28 protein-coding genes are annotated in these 25,037 nt (G+C 65.0%); 11 read left to right on the top strand and 17 right to left on the bottom strand.

Annotated features, from left to right (window positions below; genetic code table 11):
- Positions 1–273: a DUF2274 domain-containing protein gene (locus FZ033_RS15550; RefSeq protein ID WP_149577035.1), complete on the top strand. Its 273-nt coding sequence runs from the start codon at positions 1–3 to the stop codon at positions 271–273.
- On the opposite strand, the gene FZ033_RS15545 is transcribed toward FZ033_RS15550, so the two are convergent.
- Both FZ033_RS15545 and FZ033_RS15540 read right to left on the bottom strand, forming a co-directional pair.
- The gene (locus FZ033_RS15545; RefSeq protein ID WP_149577034.1) at positions 233–1,150 is read right to left on the bottom strand and encodes a LysR family transcriptional regulator; all 918 of its coding nucleotides are present in this window, start codon (positions 1,148–1,150) and stop codon (positions 233–235) included. The two genes, FZ033_RS15550 and FZ033_RS15545, sit on opposite strands and share 41 nt — an antisense overlap.
- A 341-nt stretch (positions 1,151–1,491) precedes the next feature.
- The gene (locus FZ033_RS15540) at positions 1,492–2,805 is read right to left on the bottom strand and encodes a site-specific integrase (RefSeq protein WP_149577033.1); all 1,314 of its coding nucleotides are present in this window, start codon (positions 2,803–2,805) and stop codon (positions 1,492–1,494) included.
- A 65-nt stretch (positions 2,806–2,870) separates the two neighbouring features.
- Between FZ033_RS15540 and FZ033_RS15535 the strand changes: the two genes are divergently transcribed.
- Positions 2,871–3,269, top strand: coding sequence for a hypothetical protein (locus tag FZ033_RS15535; RefSeq protein ID WP_149577032.1), 399 nt, complete (start codon positions 2,871–2,873; stop codon positions 3,267–3,269).
- Between the two features lie 232 nt (positions 3,270–3,501).
- Here FZ033_RS15535 and FZ033_RS15530 read toward each other — a convergent pair whose 3' ends face one another.
- Positions 3,502–4,506: an AraC family transcriptional regulator gene (locus tag FZ033_RS15530; RefSeq protein WP_269149874.1), complete on the bottom strand. Its 1,005-nt coding sequence runs from the start codon at positions 4,504–4,506 to the stop codon at positions 3,502–3,504.
- A 279-nt stretch (positions 4,507–4,785) separates the two neighbouring features.
- On the opposite strand from FZ033_RS15530, the gene FZ033_RS15525 reads away from it, so the two are divergent.
- Both FZ033_RS15525 and FZ033_RS15520 read left to right on the top strand, forming a co-directional pair.
- The gene (locus FZ033_RS15525) at positions 4,786–7,194 is read left to right on the top strand and encodes an arylsulfatase (protein ID WP_149577030.1); all 2,409 of its coding nucleotides are present in this window, start codon (positions 4,786–4,788) and stop codon (positions 7,192–7,194) included.
- 78 nt (positions 7,195–7,272) lie between these two features.
- Positions 7,273–7,605 (top strand): hypothetical protein, encoded by a 333-nt coding sequence (locus tag FZ033_RS15520; RefSeq protein ID WP_232847504.1) that lies wholly within the window; start codon positions 7,273–7,275, stop codon positions 7,603–7,605.
- A gap of 233 nt (positions 7,606–7,838) precedes the next feature.
- On the opposite strand, the gene FZ033_RS15515 is transcribed toward FZ033_RS15520, so the two are convergent.
- The 6 genes from FZ033_RS15515 to FZ033_RS15490 all read right to left on the bottom strand — a co-directional run bounded on the left by FZ033_RS15515 (position 7,839) and on the right by FZ033_RS15490 (position 11,737).
- Positions 7,839–8,615, bottom strand: coding sequence for an RES family NAD+ phosphorylase (locus FZ033_RS15515; protein ID WP_149577028.1), 777 nt, complete (start codon positions 8,613–8,615; stop codon positions 7,839–7,841).
- Positions 8,575–8,955, bottom strand: coding sequence for an antitoxin Xre/MbcA/ParS toxin-binding domain-containing protein (locus FZ033_RS15510; RefSeq protein ID WP_149577027.1), 381 nt, complete (start codon positions 8,953–8,955; stop codon positions 8,575–8,577). Before FZ033_RS15510 ends, FZ033_RS15515 begins: the two co-directional genes overlap by 41 nt.
- 83 nt (positions 8,956–9,038) lie before the next feature.
- Positions 9,039–9,527, bottom strand: a complete 489-nt coding sequence (locus FZ033_RS15505) for a terminase small subunit (protein ID WP_149577026.1) — start codon at positions 9,525–9,527, stop codon at positions 9,039–9,041.
- Complete coding sequence (locus tag FZ033_RS15500; protein ID WP_149577025.1) at positions 9,528–10,172, bottom strand: NADPH-dependent F420 reductase; 645 nt, start codon at positions 10,170–10,172, stop codon at positions 9,528–9,530.
- Between the two features lie 152 nt (positions 10,173–10,324).
- Positions 10,325–10,771: an Rrf2 family transcriptional regulator gene (locus FZ033_RS15495; protein WP_149577024.1), complete on the bottom strand. Its 447-nt coding sequence runs from the start codon at positions 10,769–10,771 to the stop codon at positions 10,325–10,327.
- 54 nt (positions 10,772–10,825) lie between these two features.
- Positions 10,826–11,737, bottom strand: coding sequence for a LysR family transcriptional regulator (locus FZ033_RS15490; RefSeq protein ID WP_149577023.1), 912 nt, complete (start codon positions 11,735–11,737; stop codon positions 10,826–10,828).
- A gap of 349 nt (positions 11,738–12,086) precedes the next feature.
- Here FZ033_RS15490 and FZ033_RS15485 point away from each other — a divergent pair, with 349 nt between their 5' ends.
- The 4 genes from FZ033_RS15485 to FZ033_RS15470 are packed head-to-tail and all read left to right on the top strand — an operon-like array spanning position 12,087 to position 15,195.
- Positions 12,087–12,698: an FMN-dependent NADH-azoreductase gene (locus FZ033_RS15485; protein WP_232847502.1), complete on the top strand. Its 612-nt coding sequence runs from the start codon at positions 12,087–12,089 to the stop codon at positions 12,696–12,698.
- A 48-nt stretch (positions 12,699–12,746) separates the two neighbouring features.
- Positions 12,747–13,142 (top strand): DoxX family protein, encoded by a 396-nt coding sequence (locus tag FZ033_RS15480; protein ID WP_149577021.1) that lies wholly within the window; start codon positions 12,747–12,749, stop codon positions 13,140–13,142.
- A 36-nt stretch (positions 13,143–13,178) separates the two neighbouring features.
- Complete coding sequence (locus FZ033_RS15475; protein WP_149577020.1) at positions 13,179–14,231, top strand: LLM class flavin-dependent oxidoreductase; 1,053 nt, start codon at positions 13,179–13,181, stop codon at positions 14,229–14,231.
- Positions 14,224–15,195 carry a glutathione S-transferase family protein gene (locus FZ033_RS15470; RefSeq protein ID WP_149577019.1) on the top strand — a complete coding sequence of 324 codons (972 nt, stop codon included), beginning with the start codon at positions 14,224–14,226 and terminating at the stop codon, positions 15,193–15,195. Before FZ033_RS15475 ends, FZ033_RS15470 begins: the two co-directional genes overlap by 8 nt.
- Before the next feature lie 83 nt (positions 15,196–15,278).
- Here the strand turns inward: FZ033_RS15470 and FZ033_RS15465 are convergent, their stop codons facing one another.
- From FZ033_RS15465 to FZ033_RS15455, 3 genes are all read right to left on the bottom strand, one after another.
- On the bottom strand, positions 15,279–15,677 hold the full coding sequence (locus FZ033_RS15465) for a nuclear transport factor 2 family protein (protein ID WP_149577018.1): 399 nt from the start codon (positions 15,675–15,677) through the stop codon (positions 15,279–15,281).
- 1 nt (position 15,678) lies between these two features.
- On the bottom strand, positions 15,679–16,575 hold the full coding sequence (locus tag FZ033_RS15460) for an MBL fold metallo-hydrolase (RefSeq protein ID WP_188079522.1): 897 nt from the start codon (positions 16,573–16,575) through the stop codon (positions 15,679–15,681).
- A 69-nt stretch (positions 16,576–16,644) separates the two neighbouring features.
- Positions 16,645–17,289, bottom strand: coding sequence for a DsbA family protein (locus FZ033_RS15455; protein WP_149577016.1), 645 nt, complete (start codon positions 17,287–17,289; stop codon positions 16,645–16,647).
- Between the two features lie 117 nt (positions 17,290–17,406).
- Here FZ033_RS15455 and FZ033_RS15450 point away from each other — a divergent pair, with 117 nt between their 5' ends.
- Positions 17,407–18,318, top strand: a complete 912-nt coding sequence (locus FZ033_RS15450) for a LysR family transcriptional regulator (RefSeq protein WP_149577015.1) — start codon at positions 17,407–17,409, stop codon at positions 18,316–18,318.
- Positions 18,319–18,742: 424 nt separating this feature from the next.
- Here the strand turns inward: FZ033_RS15450 and FZ033_RS15445 are convergent, their stop codons facing one another.
- On the bottom strand, positions 18,743–19,069 hold the full coding sequence (locus FZ033_RS15445) for a site-specific integrase (RefSeq protein ID WP_210247909.1): 327 nt from the start codon (positions 19,067–19,069) through the stop codon (positions 18,743–18,745).
- Positions 19,070–19,176: 107 nt separating this feature from the next.
- Complete coding sequence (locus FZ033_RS15440; RefSeq protein ID WP_188079521.1) at positions 19,177–20,166, bottom strand: chromate resistance protein ChrB domain-containing protein; 990 nt, start codon at positions 20,164–20,166, stop codon at positions 19,177–19,179.
- 120 nt (positions 20,167–20,286) lie between these two features.
- Between FZ033_RS15440 and FZ033_RS15435 the strand changes: the two genes are divergently transcribed.
- Together FZ033_RS15435 and FZ033_RS15430 are read left to right on the top strand one after the other, a co-directional pair.
- Positions 20,287–20,733, top strand: a complete 447-nt coding sequence (locus FZ033_RS15435; protein WP_149577014.1) for a chromate resistance protein ChrB domain-containing protein — start codon at positions 20,287–20,289, stop codon at positions 20,731–20,733.
- A 97-nt stretch (positions 20,734–20,830) separates the two neighbouring features.
- Positions 20,831–21,982 carry an MFS transporter gene (locus FZ033_RS15430; protein ID WP_232847530.1) on the top strand — a complete coding sequence of 384 codons (1,152 nt, stop codon included), beginning with the start codon at positions 20,831–20,833 and terminating at the stop codon, positions 21,980–21,982.
- Positions 21,983–22,322: 340 nt separating this feature from the next.
- Here FZ033_RS15430 and FZ033_RS15420 read toward each other — a convergent pair whose 3' ends face one another.
- From FZ033_RS15420 to FZ033_RS15410, 3 genes are all read right to left on the bottom strand, one after another.
- Entirely contained in the window at positions 22,323–23,843 is a 1,521-nt protein-coding gene (locus FZ033_RS15420) for a multicopper oxidase family protein (RefSeq protein ID WP_232847501.1), read from the bottom strand.
- Between the two features lie 62 nt (positions 23,844–23,905).
- The gene (locus FZ033_RS15415) at positions 23,906–24,280 is read right to left on the bottom strand and encodes a hypothetical protein (RefSeq protein ID WP_149577012.1); all 375 of its coding nucleotides are present in this window, start codon (positions 24,278–24,280) and stop codon (positions 23,906–23,908) included.
- 12 nt (positions 24,281–24,292) lie between these two features.
- The coding region (locus FZ033_RS15410; protein ID WP_149577011.1) for an efflux RND transporter permease subunit at positions 24,293–25,037 on the bottom strand (745 nt) is incomplete at its 5' end.

Below are 25,037 nucleotides of genomic sequence, written 5' to 3'. Positions count from 1 at the left end.
ATGGCAAAGCTGAAACTCGGACCCATCACGAACGACAAGCCGGTGAAGGTGGCGCTGTCACTGCCGGGCGCGCTGCACCGCGATCTTGTCGCCTATGCCGACGTGCTCGCGCGAGAAACCGGCCAGCCCACTCCCGATCCCGTGAAGCTCGTCGTGCCGATGTTGGAGCGCTTCATCGCCACCGATCGCGAATTCGCCAAGGCCCGCCGCGAGGCTGCCGACGCTGCGAGCATCAGCGCGTCGCAGCCTGCTCCCGGGCCATCTTCCGTGTGAGGCTGAGCAAGGTGCGCACCGCCGGGTTGTCATTCCTGGGGGAATAGATCACCGAAAACGGGATCACCTCGCCGGCGAGAGGGCGGAACACCACCTCCGGCAGACCGATGACCGTTTCCGACTCAAGCACCGGCACGATTCCGCGTCCCGTGGCGACCAGACCGAGAAGGCTATAGCGCGCGACCTGCTGCGTGCTGATGCGCGGCGAGATGTCGAGTTCCCGAAACTTCCGCTCAAGAAAACCGCGCACCTCATTGCCGGAGCCTTCGGTGCGGACAAGAAAGGTCTCATCCACGAGATCTCGCCAGGACAGCACATCCCTTTGGACCAGAGGATGAAGCCGCGGCAGCGCGAACAGGAGTGGTTCGCTCCAGGAGGACATCGCATCACAGTCCGGCCAGCTTTGCCGGCCCAGCACGAATGCGGCGTCGAGATCAAACCGCCGTATCGCGGCCGCGTGATTTTCGGCAGGCGCTTCGACAAAGTCGATATGAACGCCCGCATAGCGGCTGTCATAGGTCTGGAACAGGTCGCGTAGAAAGCCGGAGGACAGGTTGGAGAACAGGCCAACTTTCAGGTGGCCTTCCTCAGCACGCCCGAGCGCGGCCGCTTCCACGGTTGCCTCTCGGATTTGATCGAGGGCCTGCCGCGTGCGGTTCAGAAAGCGCTGCCCCGCCAGAGTGAGGTTAACCCCACTGGAGTGCCGGATGAACAGCGACACGCCGATCTCGTCTTCGAGGTCGCGCACGCTCCGGCTGATGGACGATTCCTTGACCTCAAGAGCACCCCCCGCCTTGCGGAAGCTTCCGTGCTCGGCGGCCGCCACGAAATAGCGCAGGTGGCGCAGTTCGATCGAGGTGGAAAACGGCGCAGCCATCCGGGCTCCGGCGTGTTGAGTAGCTTTGGAAATTTCTACCGGAGGTTTCAAGAGAGGTCGAGCCCGACAACTGCGGCGCCACCCCTCCGCAACCGCCGCACCTTGGCGTCGCCTAAATCCAGGCGGTCACGCCCGTCACGTCGATGGGCGAGATGGGTAGCATCAAGGCTCTTCCCGGCATGGTCGGCGCAGTTGCCGACACGGTCCACAAAATTGGCGCGCCGGCGTCGATCTTGCCGCACGCGCTTTCAATTAAGCGGCTGCGGCGCTGGTCGACATCGTGGTCGGAGGCCTGTCGCAATCGCGTCTGTGGCGCATGGCTGTGCTCTGCCGGGACCGCTTTACGATTCTGGCTGCGGCAGCCTCTGATCCGTCTCCCGCGACTGTCGCGCCCCACGTCGAGAAGGACGCGCGGCCGCCGCCTTGCCGTCGAGGATGTCGGCCATCTCGTCCGCGACGCGGTCGGCCGCGAGCCGCAGCGCCTCGTCGATATGGATATAGCGCTGCGTCACGCCGCGCGCCGCGTGGCCGAGCAGCGCCGCGATCGTCAGTTCGGAAAAGCCGAGGTCGCCGGCGACGCTCGCGAAGGTGTGGCGCAGGGTATGTGGGGTGACGTCCTCCAGCCGCGCCATTGCGCAGAGGCGATCGAGCACACGCACGATCCCGACGAAATGCCCTTCACCCCAGTCGGCCGGGAAGAAGAAGCGCGATCCGGCCTGTGGCTGAGCCAGCAGCAAGTCGACGGCGGCGCGGCCGATGACCCGCGTCTGCGCACCGCTCTTCGTGTCGGGAAATCGGATCGAGCCTTCCTCGTCATGGAGCCAGGCACGCTCCAAAGCGAGCCCCTCCATGCGGCGCAGACCCGTCATCAGGAAGAAGCGGATCGCCGCAAGGCCGGTCGGGTGCTCGCCGTCCTGCTCCGCTATCCGCATCGCCTTGCCGAGCTTCTCGATCTCGGAGCGGCTCAGCCGGCGGTCGCGTGGCGTACTGGCGAGGCGACGGACACCCTTTGCCGGGTTGCTCGTGATTTTCCCCAGCCGCACCGCGTGCTCAAAAATGGAGTGCAGGGTCGACATGGTGCGTGCAGCGACCCCTTCGCCGCCTGTGGTGGCACCGCCGCGGCTACCGACGCGCGCTTTGGACGTCTTACCGGCCGCGATATCCGCCTGGGCACCTTCGATGTCGCCCAGCTTAAGCGTGTTTATGATCCGTTTGCCCAGCAGCGGCTTGATATGCGCATCAATTCGGCTGCGATCCATGGCAAGCGTCGACGCCTTGATAGGCCGGCGTCGCTTGCCAAGAATTCGTCCGGCCTCCGCCTCGCCCAGATACCAGTCGCAGACCGCACCGACGGTTAGATCGTCCGTTCGCGTGGCGGCCTCCTCCGGATCGCATCCCTTTGCGACGGCCATCAGGATATCTCTTGCCGCGTCCCGCGCCTGCTCCACGGTCATGAGACCATACCGCCCGATGACCCTGCGGCGATGGCGTCCTTCCGGCGTTCGGTACTGCACGATGAAACTCTTGAGGCCCGCCGCGCTGACCCGCACGCCGAAGCCGCGCAACTCGCCATCCCAGAGGAACTGCTCAGAACCTTCGACCCCAACCTTGGAAGGTTTCAGAGCGTCCAAACGGCGCTTTGTGAGCTTTTCCATTTTAGTCCAACCGCTTATAGGAAATCTGCTTCCATTCTTCCTATTTTAACGCTTCCGGAAGCCGAATGGAAGCATCCGAAATCAAATCGTGGCGTCTTGGCGACGACGAACGGCGGGGCGCGTATGAGTTAAATATCTGTTTTATAGTGCTTTTGACAATTACGGCGAAGGGCCGGATATCGCAGCGAACGGCTCTCGGGCACGTTGCCAAGGTTGGGGTCGTGGGTTCGAATCCCATCGCCCGCTCCAGTTTCTCTCAAGAAAATCAACATCTTGTAGTCATGTCGCCTTCGGGCGGCAGTCGCAACTTTTACTCCATTACCCACCGGGTACCCACGCGGGGAAATTTGGCTCATGCCCGCCAAGTTGGCATCGCCCTAGCCGGCCTTGGCGAGGATGCCGATGGCGCGGGAGAATTGGGCGCCTCGATCTTATCGAGGACCGCCGCACGCCAGTCTATCTGACAGCACTCCCGACCGTGCGGCGATCCAAAAACTCGTCCTCGGTCCGTGGGCGCTCTTTTGGCGTTGATCGACGGATTCCACCGCAGCAGTGCGATCACAGAGCGCGGGCCGGAAGACTGCTCGCTCTCGACGGTGCCGACCTCTCCGCTGACGACGAGATCCGAGCAAGAGCAGCTGGAAACAGGCTCGGGTCAGAGTGCCCGGTAAATCGGCGAGCAGTCGATGTCCGGCGTCAGTTCGCGCGCGCCCGGAACTGGCCCGGCGGACTGCCGGTCCATCGGCGGAACGCCCGCGTGAAGGTTGCCTGGTCGCAATAGCCGAGATCTGTAGCGATGGCGGCCAGGGCAACGTCGTCCTGGCCGAGCCGCTTCAACGTCTCGCTCTGCCGCAGGCCAGTGAGCAGTTCGGAAAAACTCGTGCCCTCCGCCTCAAGCTGCCGCTGAAACGTGCGGGCGCTGACGCCCGCCGTGGCCACCACGCGCTTGATGGATGGCTTCTCGCCGCTCTCGATCATCAAGCCGAGAACCGTTCGCACCGAGTCCGCGACGCTCCCGTCACGCTGCATGGCCTTGCCGTCGTCGAGCCCGCGTACCGTGAGACGGTTTCGTGCCACCTTGCTGAAGGGGCGCTCCATGACCCGGTCCTCGATCTCCATGGTGATGCCCGACGCCTTCGTCGCGACCACGCTGTCGCCGAACCAGCGGCGCAGGTGCTCGATCCCGTGAACCGGATGCGGCGGGATTTCGAGCCGGACGAAACGCGGACTGGGCTGGCTTGCGGGGGCAAGAATCCGGTCGAGCATGGCCGAGGCATACTGCAGGAGCAGGTGGAGGGTCTCCGGATCGAACCGATGGGCGAAGACTTCGCGCACCACGTAGCGGCCTGGCTTGCGTTCCCAGGACACCTGCTCGTGCGCGCAGTAATAAGGCAAGGCTTCCACCACCCGCGCCAGCGCCTCCCCCGGCGACCTGGCGCCGAGGGCGACCTTTCCCAGCATGGCAAGTTCGAGGTCCTGGGCAGTGGACACGATCCGAAATGGCGTGTCCGGGCCGAAGTCGTGGGATGCGTTTCGCAGCAGGGACGCCACATGAACCAGCGGCACGAGGCGAAAGGAATCGCTGATCAGGCCCACGGGCAAGTCCACGTCCCGAAGCGCCCGTTCAACCGAGACGCCCTGGCTCGAAAGCCACCGCAAAGTCGGCAGGAGCGCGAAGCCTCGTATCAACGGTATCGACATGGGCGTCACGGCCTGCCTCGTCAATTGCCACCGGCATTCGTTCAAAGCCGATGACCCGGTTTGGCGTCAAATGCCAATCCGGCGCGTCCCCTGCGCGGTAGCGTTCAAAATACTTGCCCCGGCGCCGTGTAAAGGGCGAGCGAGAAATTGTGTCTTGCCCGATCAGACGTGCTGCGCCGGGGGCACCGGGTTGGGGAGCGAGGGCCTTCGATGCGCAACACTCATTTGGATTGGGCGCCGATCAACCGCATAAGCGGGGCGGTTGTTGCGGGTGCGGTGATGTTCGGGCTGCTCGGCTGCTCGACCGTACTGGCACAGGTCGTCACTGGGACCCCGGGCTCGCCTTCGGCTACCACCACCATCGAGGGCAACCAGATCCCGCCGCCCGATCCGAAGTTTGGCGGCGTGATCAAGGAGAAGGCCACCGAATCGACACCCTGGTGGCCGCCGCGCGTGGTGCCCCCGAAGCGGGCACCCAACGTCCTGCTCATCATGACGGACGACCAGGGCTTCGGCGCGCCGAGCACCTTTGGCGGCGTGATCCCGACCCCCACCATGGATCGCATCGCCAACGAGGGGCTGCGCTACACCAATTTCCACTCGACCTCGCTCTGCTCTCCGAGCCGGGCGGCGATCATCACGGGCCGCAATCACCACTCGGTGGGCTTCGGCGTGGTGAACGAGATTTCGACCGGCTATCCGGGCTACGATTCCATTATTCCCATCGAGAAGGGCACCGTCGGCACCATCCTGCAGGCGAATGGCTACGGCACGGCGTGGTTCGGAAAGGACCACAACACACCGTCGTTCCAGTCGAGCCAGGCTGGCCCTTTCAGCCAGTGGCCGAATGGCATGGGGTTCGACTATTTCTTCGGCTTCGTCGGTGGCGACGCCAGCCAGTGGCAACCCAACCTCTTCCGCAACACAACGGCGATCTACCCCTTCCTCGGCAATCCGGGCTGGAACCTTGAGACCGCAATGGCCGACGAGGCCATCCAGTACATGCGACAGAACAAGGCGCTCGCGCCCGACAAGCCGTTCTTTGTCTATTACGTGCCGGGCGCGACCCATGCGCCGCATCATCCCACGCCCGAATGGGTGAAGAAGATCAGCGCCATGCACCTCTTTGACGAGGGCTGGAACAAGGTGCGCGAGAAGATCTTCGCCAATCAGAAGCGGCTCGGCATCATGCCGGAGAACGCCCAATTGACGCCCTGGCCCAAGGGCCTGCCCGAGTGGGATTCTCTCAGCTGGGACGAGAAGAAGCTCTTCATCCGGCAAGCCGATGTCTATGGCGCCTATCTCGCTTACGCCGACCATGAGATCGGGCGGGTGATCCAGGCCGTCGAAGACCTCGGCGAGCGGGACAACACCCTGATCATCTATATCGGCGGCGACAATGGCGCGAGCGCCGAAGGCATGCTCAACGGCACGCCGAACGAGTTCACCACCTTCAACGGTGTCTCGGTTCCGGTGCTGGACCAGTTCCTCTGGTATCCCTTCTGGGGATCGGAGCGCACCTTCCCGCACTTCGCGGCGGGCTGGGCCTGGGCCATGGACACGCCCTTCAAGTGGGTGAAGCAGGTGGCGTCGCACTTCGGAGGCACGGCGCAGGGCGTCGTCATGTCCTGGCCCGGCCACATCGAGGATGTTGGCGGCATCCGGCGGCAGTTCCACCACCTCATCGACATCGCGCCCACGATCCTTGAGGCCAGCGGGATCCCGCAGCCGGACACCATCAACGGCATCAAGCAGATCCCCATGGAGGGGGTGAGCATGGCCTATACGTGGGACAAGGCGAACGCCGCGGCCCGCAGCCACCACACCACCCAGTATTTCGAGATGCTGGGCAACCGCGCCCTCTATCATGACGGCTGGGTGGCGGCGACGACGCCGGTGACCCTGCCTTGGGAATTGAGCACCAAGACGCCGCCGGATGTCATCACCGGCTACGACTGGGAGCTCTACAACGTCGCGGAAGATCCCACGCAGTCCAACGACCTTGCCAGACAGATGCCTGCGAAATTGAAGCAGATGCAGGACCTGTTCTACGCTGAGGCGAAGAAATACAACGTCCTGCCGCTCGACAACTCGACGCTCGCGCGATGGAACACGCCGCGCCCAAGCCTCACTGCCGGACGGACGGAGTTCACCTATTCCGGCGAACTGTCCGGCACGCCCCCAGCCGCAGCGCCCAGCATCCTGAACAAGGCCTACACCATCACCGCCGAGGTCGAGATCCCGGAAGGCGGAGCCGAAGGCATGATCGTCACCGAAGGCGGACGGTTCGGCGGCTATGGCCTGTTCCTGAGCAAGGGCGAGTTCGGCTTCAACCGCGGCCGGGTGGTGTTCCTCTACAATCTGCTCGATCTGAAGCGCACCGTATGGGAAGGCCCGGAGCTGGAAGCAGGGAAGCACACCATTGTGTTCGACTTCAAGCCGAGCGAGCCGGGCCTCGGCAAGGGCGGCACGGGCGTGCTCTTCGTGGATGGCAAGGAAGTGGCACGCAACACCCTTGAGCACACGACGCCCATCACCTTCCCGGAGGATGAGACGTTCGACGTGGGGATCGATACCCGCACCGGCGTTGCGCTGGTCGAGTATCGCTACGACGTGCCCTTCAGGTTCACCGGCAAGCTCGACAAGCTGACCTTCCGGCTACAGCCGGAGGTTCAGGCCAAGCAATAGGTGCGGCGGCCCGGAGACAGGCTCCGGGCGGCGGCTCCGCAGACTGGGGCGAAAGTTGCTATGCCAAGGGCGTTGACGTTGGCGGCGATCGGGGAGGTGGCGACGGGCCTTGCCCTGCTGCTTGCCCCCTCGCTGGTCGTAAGGTTGCTGCTCGGCGCGGTGCCTTCCGGCGAGGCGCTGGTGATCGCACGCGTCGCCGGCATCGCCATCGTCGGCCTCGGTATCGCCTGCTGGCCCGGGCCGCCCACGGCGGGGATGGTGGTCTATAGCGTCTGCGTTGCGGCGGGCCTTGCCTATCTCGGCCTGGCGGGCAAGGCGGCGGGCTTCCTGCTCTGGCCGGCCGTCTTGGTCCATTCGGGCCTGACGGCGGCGATGCTCTGGCCCATAGTGAGGCGGCGAAATAACCATTGACGGTGGCCGGCAAAGCCGTGGGTCCCGACGGAAAAAGTATGAATTGATCGCCATCTTGCGCGATGGAGCCTCGCTGGTCCGGCGACGAAGAGGGAAAGTCTGAAACCACCCCTCCCTCGGCTGGTGCCGCCGACGGCTTCAGGGCCTCGCCGGGCGGCTGCCGGTCGCGGCGCCCTCCCGAATGCAGGACGGGAACAGCGGGGCTGCCCCACTGCCCTCCCCGCGGTCTGCGATCACGACGAGCGCCGCCGATCCCATGCCATGTCCAGCAGGCGGGGGTCCGGCGCAAACGCGTCTCGCCCAAACTCGATTCCTAGCCGGGGATGTTCACGCACTGCCTGCGCACCGGTCGAGCTAATACGGATGCGCCAAGTCTGGCGCTCCATGGGGACATGGCTATGGAAGGCTCGGCAGCTCAAGACTGCGAGGTTAGCCCCCTGCTCCGGATCGCGAACGGAAGCATAGCGTATGACCTCGCCATCGATCTGACGGACAGCCTCCGCTAGGGCCTGACAGGCTCCATAGTCGGTCAAATGCGTCCAGCACTCGGCGAAGCCGGCAAACGCGCCCACTGTCAGATCAATCGCTAGGGGGGTAGCAAGCGCGACCGAGAATGCTGTGTAATCTGCCGCATCGTCCGGAAACGGCGTCTGCGGGCTCTCCGCATAAAAGAGGAAGCGGTAAAACACCATTTCGGCGGCGGCAGTCTCAGGCCGCTCGGCTCCATACCAGACACCAAGCGTCAGGCCGGCGCGTCGAAAACGCGAACCACTCGGATATGGGCGGTAGCGGAACGGCGTAGACAGCAAGTAATCGAGGTGGCGACACGCCTCGGGGACGAGTGGCTTTGCCTCTTCGAGGATGTCTTCCAGCGCTTCCTGTTCTACGAGGCTATCGACGAGCTTCAGCGTCGAGACGCGGTGTTGCGCCTCAACGAACCGCCATGCGGCCGCATTGAATGGCTGCGCTTCAGATCGGAGCGCGTCGGGCGTCCAGATAGGCAACGACATCCACAAGACCCTGAACGGAGGTTATGCGCTCGACAGGTCGATTGCCGAGAGCCAGATTTGATGTCGTCAGCCATGCTCGGGCAACGGCTTCATCACCTCCGGTGATCGCGTCCAACGACCGAAAAGCCCGCACAAGAAGCGCCGCCAGCTGGAATGCCTTGGAGCCGTCTGGAAGTGTGAAGTCCCCACTCCTCATACGCGAGATAGTCGCTTCGGAGATCCCCAACACTTCGGCAAGAAGACGCCCGGAAATATCCAGACGCTCGGCGGCGCGAAGGGTCGCCTTGGTTAAGATAGCCCCCCGATCTGGGACCGGAACATGAGCATGCAAGCTAGGCACGGCACCCTCCTTTCACAAGAAAGGATAAGATAAAAATCTTTCTCACGAAAGGTGGAAAAACAGCCACTCACCTCTTGCCTTGCTCAGTGCTCGGCATAGGTCTTGAGCGTGGCTGGCGTCGCGACCGGCTTGATGCTCGTGCCCTGGATTTCCTTGATCAGCAGCGTCAAGGGGTTCTCGTCGTCCCTCTTGAGGGTCACCTTGTCGTTCAGCATGCCCAGGTGACGCGCCAGCAGCGCCAGTGCGCCGAGCTTGTCGGCGAAAAGGATCTTTTTCAGGCGGCCAGTGGGCAGCCCATCGGCGTCCATAAGCTCAGCGACACCCAAGCTGCCGTCCATATCGCCGATGAGCCTCAGGCTGCCGTCCGCATTGAACGCCTTGCGCAGATCAAAGAACGCGATGCGCGCAATTTCCTCTAGCACCCGCTCCGCCGTCACGCCTGTTCGCGCCGCCCGCTCATCCATCGCCGTTTGAATTGCACGCGCGATATAGGGTTTTTTGAGGTTCCCCCTCGTGACGGAATCGTCCGCCGTCCAGAAGACAAGGACGGCGGACGTCCCTTCTGAGGACAGCTAGATCTTGATGAACTGGTGGGTCGACAGCGAACCGAAGGGCAGCGCCGCCAGCGGTCCACCGATATCGAGCGGGCCGAGATCGACGGGGAAGAATCCGATGGCGTCGATGATCGTGCGAACCTCGGTCTTTGCGGCGGCATCATCGCCCGAATAGAACAGCACGCGCTTGCCACCCGACGCCTCGGGCTCATTCAAGACGTTGACGTCGAGGTGGTTGAACGCCTTGACGACCCGAGCGCCCGGAACGTACTGGCGGAATATCTCGCTCGAGTGCTTTCCGCCCAAATCGACCGCCTTGATACCATAGGCCGCGAGGGGATTGCTGGGGTCCTTCGCGGCCGGCGAATTCGGGTCGATGAATTCCACCGGGTTAGTGCCGTCGATGACGATCCGTCCGTTCCAGGCCGGCAACGCGCCGAACACCTTGCCCGCGTCGACCCAGCGCACGGCGGCCAGGACGATGTCGGCGCTGGCCGCCTCTGCGACGGTACCCGCCTTGATGGAGGGCCCAAGCTCCTGGACCAGAGCGGCCAGAGAATCCGGTCCGCGGCTGTTGGAAATCGTGGCCGTGAGCCCCTTGCGGGCAAGAGCGCGGGCGAAGTTGGAGCCGAGGGCACCAGCGCCGATGATACCAATGCTCATGATGGTCTCCTGATGAGTTGGGGGGCTTGGGATGATGGGAACCGTCAGTGCCCCCCCGAAGGCTGGGCGGTCTCTCGCTGCCGCTTTCGGGTCTCAGCGGAACTCAAAATGATTATGTGTCGTCGATTCTATGACAATTAAAAGCAAAACGATTACCAGACCAGCGGAATAGAGAATTTACCGAGCCGGGCTACCTCGGAAGCAACGTCAGCTATTGTGGTTTTGCCAAGCTCATCTTCGAGCGCCGTGCGAGCCCGCAACAAGGTCGGCCGCATTGCCTCAATGATATTTCCACCTACGGCACAGTTCCCGCAAGGCGGCGTTCTGTGAAGGGAAAACAGCTCGGTGTCTTCGACAGCTTCATAGACATCGAGTAGCCGTATCTTTTCCGCTGGCTTCGCCAATAACGCGCCGCCGCCGGCGCCGAGCTGCGAACGTGTCAGTCCAGCATCACTCAGGCGGGACAGCAGCCCCCTGATGACGACCGCTCCCGTGTTTGCCGAATAGGCCAGATCCTCGGAACGCAGTGGCTTGCCGTCGCTGACGGCGAGTGCCGTCAGGACATGGACGGCGACGACAAAGCGCGTACTGGTTGGCATTACAAATTTCCTTTATTTGTCGATATGACTACGACACACATATATTCCTGTCAACTATCCGTCTGGCGCTTTTTTGGGGCACTGTTTCAGCCGTTCGATCATCCACCGGCCAGCGGGACCGGGCGGCGCCGCGTTCCGGTAGACGGCGGACATGGGCAGCTTCAATCCGCCAGGCGGCACATCTTCGATCGAGAGCTCCACCAGCCGTCCCTCGGTGATGTCCTTTGCCACGGCATGAAGCGGCATCCCGCCCCAGCCCAAGCCACTGAGAAGAAAGGCGTGTTTGGCAAAGAGATCGGCCAGCCGCCAGGTCGATGGCGACATGACACCGAACTCCCGACCCGCCGAGAGGTCGGATCGGTCCGTCAGCACGAGTTGGACGTGCCGCGCCAACTCTTCGCGCGGAATGAGGCCGGCATGGGCGGCCAGCGGATGGTCGGCGGCGGCGACCATGACGAAGTCGATACTGGTGACGCGCTCGGCCACGAGCCCAGCGGGAAGCGTCGGCAGGGAAACGACGAGGCCGAAGCTGGCACGGCCATCGATCACGGGTTGCACGACGCCGCCCAGGGCCTCGACATAGAGCCGCAACGGCGTGGCCGGATACTGATCGCGGAATTCGCGGGCAACTTCGGCGATCACGCTGATGGGGAAGAAGACATCAATGACCGCGGCGAGTTCCGCCTCGAGCCCTCCGGAAATCCCTTTGGCGCGGGCCTTCATGCCGTCCACGCCCGCGACAACGCCTCGGGCATCGGCGAGCAGGATCGTGCCCTCGCGTGTCAGCCGCGGATAGCGTGCGCTTCGGTCGAAAAGCGCCACCGCCAGTTGGGCTTCAAGGTTGGCGATGGATTCGCTGACGGCCGACTGGGTGCGCCTGAGACGCCGTGCGGCGGCAGAAAAGCTTCCTTCGTCGGCAGCGGCAAGGAAGGTCCGCAATTGGTCAAGCGATACGCCGTCCAGCATGTCCTGTTCCTTGCATCGACCGCTCCGATGGATCCCCTCAAGAAATAAAGGCAGCCCCTGTTTATACAAGCTTGGCACTGACGCCGGCCTGTTGCGCGCAGGAAATCCGGATGGCCAATACCGTGAGCCACGCGGGGGCGCGTTGCCGTCGGGAACCGAGGGCCCGGCACAATCGATCCGCCGCGACGCAATTGATTACCATCGGTCACACCGATGGATAGCATCGTTATATACCGGCTTCCCCGGCATTTCCGCCCATGTCACTCATCGCCTCATGCTCAACGCGATCAAGAAGTTGCTTTCCCGCACTGCTTTAGCCCCCGTCATCGGGCGGCCGGAGGATCAATCCATGACCACCATCCTGCATATCGACTCCAGCATCCTCGGCGGCTATTCGGCCACCCGTTCCCTGACAGCCGATATCGTGGCCAGGCAGCTCGCGCTGCATCCGGGCGCGCAGGTCATCCGGAGGGATCTCGTCGTCGACGCGGCGATGCATCTGTCGGGTGCGCATATGGCGGTGTTTCAAGGTGGCCAGGTCACCGATCCTCTGCTCGGCCAGGATCTTGCCACCGGCGGCGCCTATATCGACGACCTCTTTGCCGCAAACATCATCGTCATCGGTGCGCCGATGTACAATTTCTCGATCCCGACACAGTTGAAGGGGTGGATCGACCGGGTCGCCGTGGCAGGCCGTACTTTCAAGTATGGTGCGAATGGTCCGGAGGGACTGGTGACCGGAAAGAAGGTCTTGCTCGCGTCCGCGCGCGGTGGTGTCTACAGCGGCGAAAGCCCGATGGCGGCTCTCGATCATCAGGAATCGTACCTGCTCACCGCGCTGGGCTTCATCGGCCTGACCGATGTCACGATCATCCGGGCCGAGGGCCTGGCCCTTGGCGAGGAAGCAAAGGCGGCGGCGCTGGCCGGCGCCAAGGCACAGATCGCCGCGCTGGCGGCCTGATCCTCCACGTATTCGACATCCCCTTTCCAGACGTCAAGGCCGACGACCATGTCCCAGACCAACCTTCTTGCGGCCGTCGGCCGCCTGTTCATTGCCTTCATTTTCATCGCCAGCGGTCTCGGCAAGATTGCCGCGCCCGGTGCGACGCAAGGCTACATCGCGTCGGCAGGCCTGCCGCTGCCGATGATCTCCTACCTGATCGCCGTCATTGTCGAACTGGCTGGAGGCATCGTGATTTTGATCGGTTATCAGGCCCGGATCACAGGCCTTGTACTCGCTGCCTTCACCCTGGCGACTGCTGTGATCTTCCACACCAACTTCACCGATCAGAATCAGATGATTCATTTCCTGAAGAACGTCGCCATTGCGGGCGGCCTCCTGCAGGTGGCGGCATTCGGCGCAGGTGCCCTCAGCCTCGACGGCTGGCGCCAACGCGCGCGCTGACCACGGCGGGGGCCGTCGCAACCGGATGGAATGACCATGGAAATCGGTATCGACAGTTTTGCGGCCACTATCCCAAATCCGGCGACCGGCCAGACACTGCCGGCGGCGGACCGGATGGAGGCCTTGCTGGCGGAGGTGGAAACCGCCGACCGCGTCGGCCTCGACGTGTTCGGCATCGGCGAGCATCACCGCAAGGAGTTCCTCGATTCCGCGCCGGCCGTCATCCTGGCGGCGGCCGCAGCCCGCACCAGGAACATACGCCTGACCAGCGCGGTTACGGTGCTGAGCGCGGCGGATCCGGTGCGGGTCTTCCAGGACTTCGCCACCATCGATCTCATCGCCAAAGGACGTGCAGAGATCGTCGTGGGGCGTGGTTCCTTTGGCGAGGCCTATCCGCTGTTCGGGTTTGCGAAGGAGGACTACGACGCCCTCTTCGCCGAAAAGCTCGATCTGCTCCTGAAGCTGCGCGAGGCGACCTCCATCTCCTGGCGTGGCCGGTTTCGGCCGGCGCTCACCGGTCAGGGCGTCTTTCCCCGGCCGCATCAGGACAGGATCCCGATCTGGCTCGGTGTCGGCGGCACGCCGCAGTCCTTTGTTCGCGCGGGGGTGCTTGGTCTTCCGCTGATGGTGGCGATCATCGGCGGAAGCTTTGCTCGTTTCCGCCCGCTGGTGGACCTCTATCGCGAGGCCGGGCGGCGGGCAGGGCACGCGCCGCAGACGCTGAAGGTCGGCATCCATGCCATGGGGTTCGTCGGCGACACCGATCGGAACGCCGCAGACGCGTTCTTTCCCGGCTGGGCCCACATGTTCACCGAGATCGGGCGTGAACGCGGGTGGTCGACGGCGACGCGGGCGCAATTCGATGCGATGTGCGGTCCGCAGGGCGCTTTTTTGATCGGAAAACCGGAGACGGTGCGCGACAAGATCCTCGCGGCAAACGATGCGCTCGGCGGCATCTCGCGCCTGACCTTCCAGATGAGTTCCGCCATGCTGGAGACCGAGGCCATGCAGCGCTCGATCGCGTTGCTCGGCACCGAGGTTGCTCCTGCGGTGAAAGCCGTTCTGGTACAAAGGCCTGACCATGGGTGAGCTGATCAACGGCACCTGGCGACGCGGCGGCGTCGAAAGTGTGCTGACCGATGGCGAATTGCGCCGTCCCCCCTCGGTTTTTCGCGATTGGATCACTGCCGATGGGGATGGTCCATTCAAGCCTGCTCCGGGCCGCTATCACCTCTATGTCTCGCTCGCCTGTCCCTGGGCGCACCGCACCCTCATCATGCGTAGCCTGAAGGGGCTCGGCGATCTGGTCGGCGTTTCCGTCGTCCATTGGCATATGGGCGACGATGGCTGGACCTTCGATGATGGTGCCGGGGTGGTCCCCGACAGGGTCAACGGGGCGAGGTTCCTGCACGAGATTTACACGCTGTCGGATCCAGCCTGCACGTCACGTGTCACCGTGCCGGTGCTGTGGGACAAGGCGACAGGCCGGATCGTATCGAATGAATCGTCCGACATCCTGCGCATGTTCAACGCTGCCTTTGACGGCTGCGGCGCGGCTGCCGGCGACTATTACCCCGCCGACCATCGCGATGAGATCGACGCCCTCAACGCGCGCGTCTACACGACCCTGAACAACGGTGTGTATCGCTCCGGCTTCGCGACGACGCAGGGCGCCTATGAAGCGGCTGTCGGGGAGGTTTTTCAGACGCTCGACTGGCTGGAGCCGCGTCTGGCGCGGCAACGCTACCTGGTCGGCGGTCGATTGACCGAGGCGGACATTCGGCTGTTCACGACCCTCGTGCGATTTGACGTGGTCTATCATGGGCACTTCAAGTGCAACCGCCGGACGCTGACCGAATATCCGGCCCTATGGGCCTGTACGCGAGAGTTGTATCAACATCCGGCCATCCGACCGACGGTCGATTTCCATCACATCAAGGCGCACTATTACGGTAGCCACGCATGGCTCAATCCTAGCGGCATCATACCCATCGGCCCTGATCGCGATTTCGAACTGGCCTCGGACCGTTCAAACCTTGACGAAGGGCGATAACCGCATCTGACCCATGCGGCAGACGAGCTTCCACGACTGGGCTCTGGGGCGATGGCTCGGTCGGGGCTCGAGGGATCAGATGGTCATCCAGATGCCGTAAGTGCCTCCCAGACCATAGCGCTGTCCACATATTGCGTCATGGTGGCGATCTTGCCGCCCTTCACCTCATAGAGGTGCGCGAAGGCAGCGCGCATGGACTTGCCGGTGGCGTTGTAGGTGCCGGAATAGACGCCGAAGGCGGCGACACGGTCGCCATCCTCCAGGAAGGTGTGGACCTCGGCGCGATAGCCGGTCCATTCGCTGCCGAGGCGGCGGAAGACGCCGGCGATGATCGCTTCCGGCCCGACATAGGTTCCCGCATACGGGAACCCTTCTGCCTCCGTCCATGAAGCATCGGGAGCAAGAGCGGCCAGCAGATTCCGGCCGTTCTCTTCCGACGTCCCCTCATAGGTGGCGCGGATCAGATCGAGATTTGCGCCCATCTCAGCCCCACTTCATCTCGCCGGTGGCGACCTTCGAGCCGATATCGAGCGCGACACCCATGCCCAGGCCCGGGAAGCGGGCGATCATCGCGGCCTTGAGCGCGGCGGAATCCTTAGCCTTGGCGAGTTCTTCCTCGAAGGCGAGGAGATAGGCCTTGGTATAAGCAACGCCCGAGAGGTCGGTGGCGGCGTTCGGCACCATGTGGCCGGGCACGACGACGGCCGGCTTGCGGGCCGCGATCTTGTCCAGATTGGCGATCCAGGCGGCGCGCTGTTCCTTGGTCGGGGTGTCGGCGGTCCAGACATACACGCCGGAGAAGATCATCACGCCGCCGAACACCGCGTTCAGCGACGGCACGAAGAGAGAACGGCGGTTAGCCAGCCCTTCGGCCGGCACGATCTCGACGGTCTCGCCGTCGACGGTGAGCGAGGGGCCATCAAACACCTCGGGGATGATGATGTCGGCCAGCGTCTGCGGGCCGTTCTCCTTGAGCTGGGGTCCCCACACCGCGAGCTTCTTCTCCACGCTGGCCTTGATGGCGGCGACCGTCTCAGAAGCCGCGATCACCTTCGCGGAGGGGAAGGCTTCCTTGATCGGCTTGAGGCTGAAGTAATAGTCGGGATCGGACTGGCTGACATAGATGGTGGTGAGCGTCTTGCCGCTGGCCTTGATGGCCTCGGCCACCGCCCGCCCGTCAGCATAGGTGAAGCCACCGTCGATCAGCAGCGCCTCAGAGGCGCCCGTGACGAGCACGGGCGCGCGATAGAAGCCCTTTTCCCCGGCGGGGAAATGCTTCCAGGACAACCCGCCGGCGGCATGGCCAAGACCTGCGGGCGCGAAGACAGCGGCGGCGCCGGCCGCGAGGGTGGTTTTCATGAGGGATCTCCGGGTGAGCATGGATGTCTCCTGATGGGGCGTTGGAATGGAAAATGCGGGGCAGATGGGCGCCCCGCCGATGGCGCAGGCTCAGGCCGCCTTCAGTTCGGTGACCAGCATATCCATGCTGCCGAACAGGGCGTTGGCCCGCAGGAGCCGGCGGCGGTCTCCCGCACCGACAATGAGAGCCGGAACGCCCTCGGCACCGAAGCGTCGCATGTCACCGCGTGCGGTCTCGACGCGTGAGCGATACGCCGCCATCAACGCCTCGTCGGGCGTTTCGAGACGGTGGGCGATCTCCGGCATGTCCAGGGTACGCAGCACCTGAGCGAGGACGGCGATGTCGGTGATGTCGCGGCCTTCCACATAGCGGGCGTGCTGGATCGCCTTGAGCGCAGCGAACGCCCGCTCCGGAGCGGCGACGGCAACCGCGATGATCGCCAGCGTCGCCGGGCCGGAATCGAACAGCCGTGTGTGGTCTGCCAGAACCTTGTGACGGTAGGCGTCGCTGAAGGGTTGGCCGGTCAGGCGGGCGATGCGCTGGTCATTGCTCCACGCATAATCCGCGAAGCCCGCGTCCATCGGGCGGCCGCCGGCCCCGGCGAAGAGGCCGGCGGGCGCCAGCTCAACATCCATATCCGGCTCGCGCATCAGACTTTCGAGCGTCGCGGATGCGCCGTAGCACCAGCCACAGAGCGGGTCGAACAGATAGGTGATGCGGGTCTGCTTGGTCATGGCCGTCTCCTGGGCCAAGGAAATGGCACGGGAGAACTGACCATAAAAGACCAACAAAAATGACAATCTGTATGCTAAATACGAACAGTCGTCTGCACCTGCAAAGCTTGCTAACCCATGAACCTCAACCGGCTGGCCTATTTTACCGCCGTGGTCGACACCGGCTCGTTCACCCGCGCGGCCGAGCGGCTCGGCATCACCAAGGCGGTGGTGAGCCAGCAGGTCGCGCACTTGGAAAGGGATCTGGGAACCAGCCTGCTGGTGCGCACCACGCGGCAGGTCCGGCCCACCGAGGCCGGCCGGCTGTTTCACGCCCGGTGCGTGATGATCCTGCGCGACGCGGAAGATGCCTTCGATGAACTGGCGCAGGCCGCGGCGGCGCCGACGGGCACGCTACGCATCACGGCACCGAACGACTACGGCACGGCCCTTGTCGCCCCGCTCGCGTCCGCCTTCACCGCCCGCTTTCCCGCCTGCCGGGTGGAACTGACGCTGAGCGACGACACAGTCGATCTCGTCTCCGGCCGCATCGATCTGGCGATCCGTGTCGGTTGGCTGGTGGATTCCAGTCTTCAGGCGCGCAAGATCGGTTCGTTCGATCAGTTGCTGGTCGCGAGCCCCGTCTTCGCCGATCGCACCGCATCGCTGCGCACGCCGGAAGATCTGGGCTCCTTGCCCTTCATCGCCAATCTTGCCCTGCGCGAACCCTTGCTCTGGTCTTTCACGCGCGGTGACCTCGACCGGCAGACCGCACGTATGCAGGCGACAATTGCCATCGACACGACACCCGGCGTGCTCGCGGCTGTGAAGGCCGGCGGTGGGCTTTCCATCCTGCCGGATTTTCTCGTGGCGAAGGATCTGGCAGCCGGGCGACTGATCCATGTGCTGCCTGCGTGGCAACTGCCGTCCGGCGGCATCTATACGGTCTATCCCACCGCACGCTTCCGCCCGCCCAAGGTAACAGCCTTCGTGGACCTGCTCATGGCCGCACAGAAGACGAGGTCCATCCCCACGGCGCCGGCGGCGTAGTGGTGCCCCAGGCCGCGAAAAAACGCATCCTAAGCGCTGCGCTCAGCGTGACCCGCTTACGCTCCCGCGGGAATATCTTCCGGGGTCAGCGGCTGGACGGGTGTCAGGCACAGGGGATCGAACGCGCGCATGGTCGCATCTTCGATCAGCCCGGCCTTGTGAAGCCTGGCGGTGGTCCTATGGACAGAGCCCAGAATCCCGCTCTAAGCCCTTCTTTCGTTCGCCATCGCCCTGACCTCGCTTAACGCTAACATCCTCATCGAACCGTCCTGCCGATTTCAATCGTCCCCGACGCGCTCGGCCTGATGCCCAGATCGTGACGGACGGCCGGCGCGTCCGGATTGGTCCAGGATAGCGGTAATCTCTCCGGCAACCTTGTCGGCCGCGAGCCTGAGTGCCTCGTCTATATGGATATAGCGCTGGGTTAGCCCCGGTCTGTATGGCCCGGCAGCGCCACAATGGTCAGTTCGGAAAAGCCCAGATCCGCCGCTACGCTGGCAAAGGTGTGCCTCAATGTGTGCGGGGTCACATTGTCGAGTTTCGCGCTGGCACACAGCCGATCGAGCACCCGAACGACGCCAATAAAGTGGTGCTCACCCCAATCCGCCAGGAAGAAGTATGGCGATGCTGTATTCGGCTGTTCCAGCAAAAGGTTCATTGCAGTGCGGCCGATGACCCGCGTTTGGGCGCCGCTTTTGGTATCTGGAAAACGGATCGAGCCCTCGTCCACGTCGAGCCAACGCCGCTCCACCCGGCCCTCCATTCGTCGAAACCGCACCCGTCATCACCGCCCAGATGCCCGCCGGGCCACCACCGCACCCATGGGATCCAGATGGACCATGGTCGAGATCCTCCGGATCATACACGCCGGCCGTGGAAATACTGGTAGAGCGTGTCGAATACTCCGGCGCCTTTGGCGAGGCGCTGGGCATCGTCGGGTTCGCTCAAGGTGATGCCGGTGATGAGGCTAGCGATGCCACCGGCTTCCTCGCGGCCGAACTTGCCGTCCTTGAGGTCGATGTCGTGGATGATCTCGCCCACCGCCTGAAGGGCGGGATCGGACAGGCCGGCGCGGCGGAGCAGCACCTCGAAGCTGCAACGATCCCCCTCGTGGGTGATCTCGCCCTCGAACATGTCGAAGCGCAGCTCCCCGGACTTCGGCCCATAGCCCTTGCCGGGGACGAAGCGGATCTGTGCAGCGGGATCGATGAAGCGCCGGATCAGCCAGCCGCAGGCGATGCGATCCACATGCACGTCGCGCCGCGTCACCCAGACATGCCCCCTGAGGGCGGCGAGCGGGTCGGGATCGGCCGGCGGTTGTGCGGACGGGGATATCATGGGCTTGTCCTCCGCGGTTCGGGCCTCCAGTTCGGCTAGAAGCCCTTCGGCGACGATGCGCCCGGTGGCACCGAAGAAATCGAGGGCGGCGATGTCGGCGAGCCGGCGACGCAATCGGCCGCTCTGGGAGCGCGCCTCAGCCCGCTTCTCGGTGCTCCCGTCGGCATCCAGCACGGCGGCGATGGTACGGGCGTCCTCTGCAATCGCGCTGTAGTCCGTGTCGCGTGCGCAGTCGAACAAGGCGCGGACCTGAGCGTCGCTCAGACCATCCACGAGCCGGGCCTCGCACACCATGGCCTCACCGCCGCCGGCGACGATCTCCTTCACGAGCCACTGGAAATCCTCCTGGGTCTCGGCCGAGGCCGGCAAGGCGTAGACCGAACTCTTCACCGCCACCGCTCCGATGCCCTGCAGTCGCCGCCAGATCTTGACGCGGAAGTAGGCCGGCTTGGTGGGAAGCTGGTGGATCAGCAGCAGCCAGCGCTGTTCGGTGGCGTCCTCGTCGTTCATGAGGAAACCGTATCATCCATAATATGAATTGCAACAATTGTATCATTTGTGATGCAGGTGTAGCGTCCACCCCTGGCTGGCGGAGATCCAAAGGCGCCGCGGCCGGCAAGGAGACGGCTCATGAAATGGGTCACCCGCGCCCGCCCGGTCATCGACCGCATCGCCTGCCCCTGGCTGATCGCGCGCTTCATCGACGCGGCGCCGGAATTCCTGTTCGCGCCACCCGAAGAGGTGACCCGCAGGGCCGAGGAGACGGGAGCGACGCCGTTCGACGTGCCGGGCGTGGCGTTCGGCCATGTGGGGGAGAAGTGCAGCTTCGACGCCTTCGTGGGCGCGTATGGCCTTCAGAGCGATCCCGCCGTCGCCACGCTCGCCGAGATCGTGCGCGGGGCCGACACCGGCCGGCCGGATCTGACGCCCCAGTCCGCTGGCCTCCTCGCCATCTCCAAGGGACTGCGCGAAGTGACGCCCGACGACCACGACCTCCTGAGGCGCGGCTTCGTCATCTACGACGCCCTCTATGCCTGGGCCGGCGGGGCCGGCGCCAAGTGGCCGGCCACCGCATGACCCCGGAGGAACGCTCGTGCACCAGCCCTTGAGCCCGTCGGGCGGAGCCGCCCCAACGGCGATCTCTCCCGTCTCCGCCATCTATGCGGCGCGGGCAATGAGGGATTTCGGCGATGGTTTCGTGGCCGTGCTGCTGCCGGTCTATCTCGCCGCCATCGGCCTTGACGCCTTCGAGATCGGCGTGGTGGCGACCACGGCGCTGCTCGGCTCGGCATTGATGACCCTCGTCATCGGCTTCGTCGGCCACCGCATCGACCAGCGCAAGCTGCTGATCCTCGCCTCCGCGCTGATGGTGGCGACGGGCCTCGCCTTCACCCGGTCGGCAAGCTTCGGCGCGGTGCTGCTGGTGGCCTTCTGCGGCACCGTGAATCCCTCGTCCGGGAGCGTCAGCATCTTCGTGCCGCTGGAGCACACGGTGCTTTCCCATCTCGTGGCGGACAAGGCGCGGACCTCGGCCTTCGCCCGCTACAGCCTGGTGGGCGCGCTGGCTGCGGCCCTGGGAGCGCTCGCGGCCATGAGCCCGGAACTGCTCGGAACCCTCGGCATCTCGCGCCTGAGCGCCCTGGAGGGCATGTTCGCGCTCTATGCGGTGCTCGGCGTCGCCGGCGGCTTGTTCTACGCTCGCATCCCGCGCGCTGCTCCTGATGCGAAGGAGAAGCCCCGGGCAGCGCTCGGCCCGTCGCGGGGCATCGTCTACCGGCTGGCGGCGTTGTTCTGCATCGATGCCTTCGCCGGTGGGCTCGCTGTGCAATCCCTCGTCGCCCTGTGGCTGTTCACCCGCTTCGGCCTGTCGCTATCGGCGGCCGGTGTATTCTTCTTCGCCTCGGGGGTCCTTTCCGCCTTCTCCTTCCCGGTGGCGGCTTGGCTGTCGCGGCGCATCGGCCTCGTGAACACCATGGTGTTCACCCACATCCCCTCCAGCCTGTGCCTGATCCTCGCCGCGCTGGTGCCGAACCTCGAAGTGGCCCTCGGCCTGCTGCTGATGCGCGGGCTGCTCTCGCAGATGGACGTGCCGGCGCGCTCCTCCTACGTGATGGCGGTGGTGACGCCGCCCGAGCGCCCGGCGGCCGCCAGTGTCACCGCCGTGCCGCGCAGCCTCGCCTCGGCGGTAAGCCCCGTGCTCGCGGGCGCGCTGTTCCAGGCCGGCTTCGAGGCATGGCCCTTCATCCTCTGCGGGGTGCTGAAGATCCTCTACGACTTCGCGCTGCTCTGGGCCTTCCGGCACATCAAGCCGCCGGAGGAGCGTTGACGGCGAGCGGGGCCGGACGCAATCGTCGCCTGGCGTGAGACAAAGCCTCACTCGGCCCTCGCCGCCTTGCGGGCAGGCTATGACGACGTCCGGGTCCATTATCTGAGCTTCGCCGACCGGGCGAAGGACGAGAGCTGCCCGATCGTGCAGGACGAACAAGGACCCGCCTGCCCACCTGATCAGGGTTCAGCGGGAACCATGCGCACGTGACCTCGTCGGCGCGCACGTTGAGCCTGCTCAAGGCTGCAGCGTCTCCTGCAGTGTCCATGTGCCCGTGGCCGACGGCGCGGACCTGCAGCGTCCCGCCAGGCTTCCTGCTGCTTCCCGTCCACCTCGATCGTCAAGCCACCTTCACCACCGCCATCATCCCGGTGGCCATGTGATAGAGGTGGTGGCAGTGCAGGAACCACTCGCCCTTCTGCCCGGCATCGAAGGCGATGGTCACGGGCGTGTGCGGCGGCACCATCACCGTGTCGCGCAGGGCGCCTGCAAAGCGGCGCCCGCCGATGCCCACCACCTGGAAATGGTGGCCATGCAGGTGCATGGGATGGCTCATGCCGGTGGGGTTCAGGAAGGTCATCTCCACCCGCTCGCCCTGCTGCACGGTGAAGGGCACATCCTCGCCATGGATGCGGCCGTTGATGGTCCAGCGGTAGCCTGGCTCCTCGCCCAGCATGATGGGGAAGACCTTGTCCGCCCGCCGCGCCGCGAGAGGATTTAAGGCGGAAAGCCGCCCCTCGAAGGCGAGGTCGAGAAGCCCCTGCGGCCTGTCGGCCGTCTCCTCGAGGCGGGCGATGGCGGCACCGGCCGTCGCCAGCACGAGGCCGGTGCGACGGGGCGAGGCCTCCACCTGCGCCAGCACCGGAAAGGCACCGCCCCCTGCCGGGATCTCCACGAGGAGGTCGATGCGCTGTCCCTGGGCGAGCGGAAAGGCCTCCGCCGCCAACGGGGCGCAGGGCGTGCCATCGACGGCGATGCAGGTCGCCTTCAGGCCCGGCACGGTTATGAAGAAGGCGGTGGCGGTGCCGCCATTGATGATGCGGAGCCGCACCCGGCCGCCCTTTTCCACCTGCACCACCTCGGGATCGGCGAGGGTGCGGCGGTTGGCGAGGAAAGCGTCGTAGGCAACATCGTTGGCGTGCACCATCATGCCGCCACCCTGCATACCTCCCCCCTGCATCGCGGCGCCCATTCCAGCGCCCGGCCCGGCACCCATTCCCCCCATGCCGTGGCCGGAGTGGCCCATTCCCGGCATCGCCATTCCCGGCATGCCTTGCATCTGCTGGCCCATGCCGTGACCACCGTGGCCGCCGTGTGCGTTCGCGCCGCCGAGCTCGGCCAGGATCTCCTCCGGGCTGCGGAAGGAGAAGTCGTGCAGCATCACCACCACGTCCTGGACATCGCCCGCGTCCGCCTCGCGGGTGACGAGGGGCGCGGCGAGCAATTGCTGCTCGCTCAAGGTGTGGGAGTGCATCCAGTGGGTGCCGGGGGTAAGGCGGAAATCCACCTGATCGATGCCCCCGGGGGCAAGTTCGCCGCCATTGGGACGGGCGCGGTCCTGGTCCGGCGGGGCGAAGATCTGGCCGTGCCAGTGCATCACCGCAGGGCTCTGCGAGGCGTTGAGCACCGCGCCGGTGAGCCGGTCTCCCTCCTTGGCGAAGAGGCCCTCGCCGGAAGGCCCCTTAACGGCGAACACCTTCGCCGCCTTGCCGTTCACGTCGAGGGTGAGGCTTTCCACCGTGAGAAGCGGAGCCGCAAGGGCGCGCTGCCAGCCGCCGGAGAGGGCGAGCGCGCCGAGTGCCGCGCCACCGGCCAGGACGGCGCGGCGGGAAGGAACAGACTGGAACATGGGTCGGGTCATGATCGGCCTCTTTGGCTCGTCGCCGGGCAGACGAGGCGAAGCGAAGGGGTTTCGGGCGGTCTTCAGTATTTGGCCTGGGCGGAGGTGCCGTCGGGCGCGGAGATCTGGACCACGCCCTTCACGCCCTTTGGGATGGCAACCGGCGCCGTACCGGCAAGCCGGTTGCCGCCGGCGGGCGAGAGGGGAAAGCGCTGGGCCTTGCCGTCCACCACGAGGATGGCATTGGCCTTGAAGCCGTCCGCTGGAACCGGCTTGTCGGCGCCGTCGCTCAGATAGAGCGAGACGGCGGGGGTGCCGTCGGCCACCAGCTCCGCGTGGTAATGGCCGGCATCCACCCGCACCCCACCATTTGCGCCCACGCCGGGCTCGTGGGCAAGGGCGGGCAGCGCAACCAGCGAAATGGCGAGGGCGGCCGGCAGAAGGCGGCGAAACATCATGACAGGCTCCGGTCAGAAGGCGTCCGCGCGGGCGGCGGCGGTGGAGGGGGCGGTCTCCCACGCCGCTGCCACCAGCCGCTCCAGCGGGCGTCGGCCATGGCGCAGGACAAGGACGGGGGTGAGAACGGCGTCGAGCAGCGTGGCACTGACCAGGCCGCCGAAAATGGTGATGGCGACGGGGTGGAGGATCTCCTTGCCCGGCACCTCGGCCCCGCTCATGAGCGGCAGCAAAGCGATGCCGGCGGACGCGGCGGTCATCAGCACCGGCGTCAGCCGCTCCAGGCTGCCGCGCATCACCAGCGCGGGGCCGAACGCCATGCCCTCGGCGATGGCGAGATTGATGATGTGGCTGATCTTCAGGATGCCGTTGCGCGCGGCGATGCCGGTGAGCGTCACGAAGCCGATCATGCTCGCCACCGACAGGGGCTGCCCGGCGATCCACAGCGCCACCACCGCGCCGATGAGCGCCAGCGGTACGCTCCCCATGATGATGGCGGCGAACAGCGCCGAGCGGTAGCGGCTATAGAGGAGCACGAAGACGAGCAGCGCCGATACCACGGACAGGCCGCCGATGGTGCGCATGGATTGCTCCTGTGCGGCGAAGGTGCCCTCGAGGCTCGCGGAGATGCCGGCCGGCAGTGCGGTCGCCGCGATCACTTCACGCATGTCGGCCACCACCGCCGCCACGTCGCGCCCGCCGGAGGTGTTGGCCAGCACGACGATGCGCCGGCGCCCGCCCTCGCGCAGGATCTGGTTC

It is taken from the genome of Xanthobacter oligotrophicus (assembly GCF_008364685.1).
GTDB classification, from domain to species: domain Bacteria; phylum Pseudomonadota; class Alphaproteobacteria; order Rhizobiales; family Xanthobacteraceae; genus Xanthobacter; species Xanthobacter oligotrophicus.
Note: the sequence above shows the minus strand (reverse complement) of the source record. Positions and strands in the feature narration are given on the sequence as shown.

Bases quoted from the DNA above. Each gene is read 5' to 3' on its own strand.
- FZ033_RS15550 (WP_149577035.1), top strand. From the start codon at position 1: ATGGCAAAGCTGAAACTCGGACCCATCACGAACGACAAGCCGGTGAAG.
- FZ033_RS15545 (WP_149577034.1), bottom strand. From the start codon at position 1,150: ATGGCTGCGCCGTTTTCCACCTCGATCGAACTGCGCCACCTGCGCTAT.
- FZ033_RS15540 (WP_149577033.1), bottom strand. From the start codon at position 2,805: ATGGAAAAGCTCACAAAGCGCCGTTTGGACGCTCTGAAACCTTCCAAG.
- FZ033_RS15535 (WP_149577032.1), top strand. From the start codon at position 2,871: ATGGAAGCATCCGAAATCAAATCGTGGCGTCTTGGCGACGACGAACGG.
- FZ033_RS15530 (WP_269149874.1), bottom strand. From the start codon at position 4,506: ATGTCGATACCGTTGATACGAGGCTTCGCGCTCCTGCCGACTTTGCGG.
- FZ033_RS15525 (WP_149577030.1), top strand. From the start codon at position 4,786: ATGTTCGGGCTGCTCGGCTGCTCGACCGTACTGGCACAGGTCGTCACT.
- FZ033_RS15515 (WP_149577028.1), bottom strand. From the start codon at position 8,615: ATGTCGTTGCCTATCTGGACGCCCGACGCGCTCCGATCTGAAGCGCAG.
- FZ033_RS15500 (WP_149577025.1), bottom strand. From the start codon at position 10,172: ATGAGCATTGGTATCATCGGCGCTGGTGCCCTCGGCTCCAACTTCGCC.
- FZ033_RS15495 (WP_149577024.1), bottom strand. From the start codon at position 10,771: ATGCCAACCAGTACGCGCTTTGTCGTCGCCGTCCATGTCCTGACGGCA.
- FZ033_RS15490 (WP_149577023.1), bottom strand. From the start codon at position 11,737: ATGCTGGACGGCGTATCGCTTGACCAATTGCGGACCTTCCTTGCCGCT.
- FZ033_RS15485 (WP_232847502.1), top strand. From the start codon at position 12,087: ATGACCACCATCCTGCATATCGACTCCAGCATCCTCGGCGGCTATTCG.
- FZ033_RS15480 (WP_149577021.1), top strand. From the start codon at position 12,747: ATGTCCCAGACCAACCTTCTTGCGGCCGTCGGCCGCCTGTTCATTGCC.
- FZ033_RS15475 (WP_149577020.1), top strand. From the start codon at position 13,179: ATGGAAATCGGTATCGACAGTTTTGCGGCCACTATCCCAAATCCGGCG.
- FZ033_RS15470 (WP_149577019.1), top strand. From the start codon at position 14,224: ATGGGTGAGCTGATCAACGGCACCTGGCGACGCGGCGGCGTCGAAAGT.
- FZ033_RS15465 (WP_149577018.1), bottom strand. From the start codon at position 15,677: ATGGGCGCAAATCTCGATCTGATCCGCGCCACCTATGAGGGGACGTCG.
- FZ033_RS15460 (WP_188079522.1), bottom strand. From the start codon at position 16,575: ATGCTCACCCGGAGATCCCTCATGAAAACCACCCTCGCGGCCGGCGCC.
- FZ033_RS15455 (WP_149577016.1), bottom strand. From the start codon at position 17,289: ATGACCAAGCAGACCCGCATCACCTATCTGTTCGACCCGCTCTGTGGC.
- FZ033_RS15450 (WP_149577015.1), top strand. From the start codon at position 17,407: ATGAACCTCAACCGGCTGGCCTATTTTACCGCCGTGGTCGACACCGGC.
- FZ033_RS15440 (WP_188079521.1), bottom strand. From the start codon at position 20,166: ATGAACGACGAGGACGCCACCGAACAGCGCTGGCTGCTGCTGATCCAC.
- FZ033_RS15435 (WP_149577014.1), top strand. From the start codon at position 20,287: ATGAAATGGGTCACCCGCGCCCGCCCGGTCATCGACCGCATCGCCTGC.
- FZ033_RS15430 (WP_232847530.1), top strand. From the start codon at position 20,831: ATGAGGGATTTCGGCGATGGTTTCGTGGCCGTGCTGCTGCCGGTCTAT.
- FZ033_RS15420 (WP_232847501.1), bottom strand. From the start codon at position 23,843: ATGACCCGACCCATGTTCCAGTCTGTTCCTTCCCGCCGCGCCGTCCTG.
- FZ033_RS15415 (WP_149577012.1), bottom strand. From the start codon at position 24,280: ATGATGTTTCGCCGCCTTCTGCCGGCCGCCCTCGCCATTTCGCTGGTT.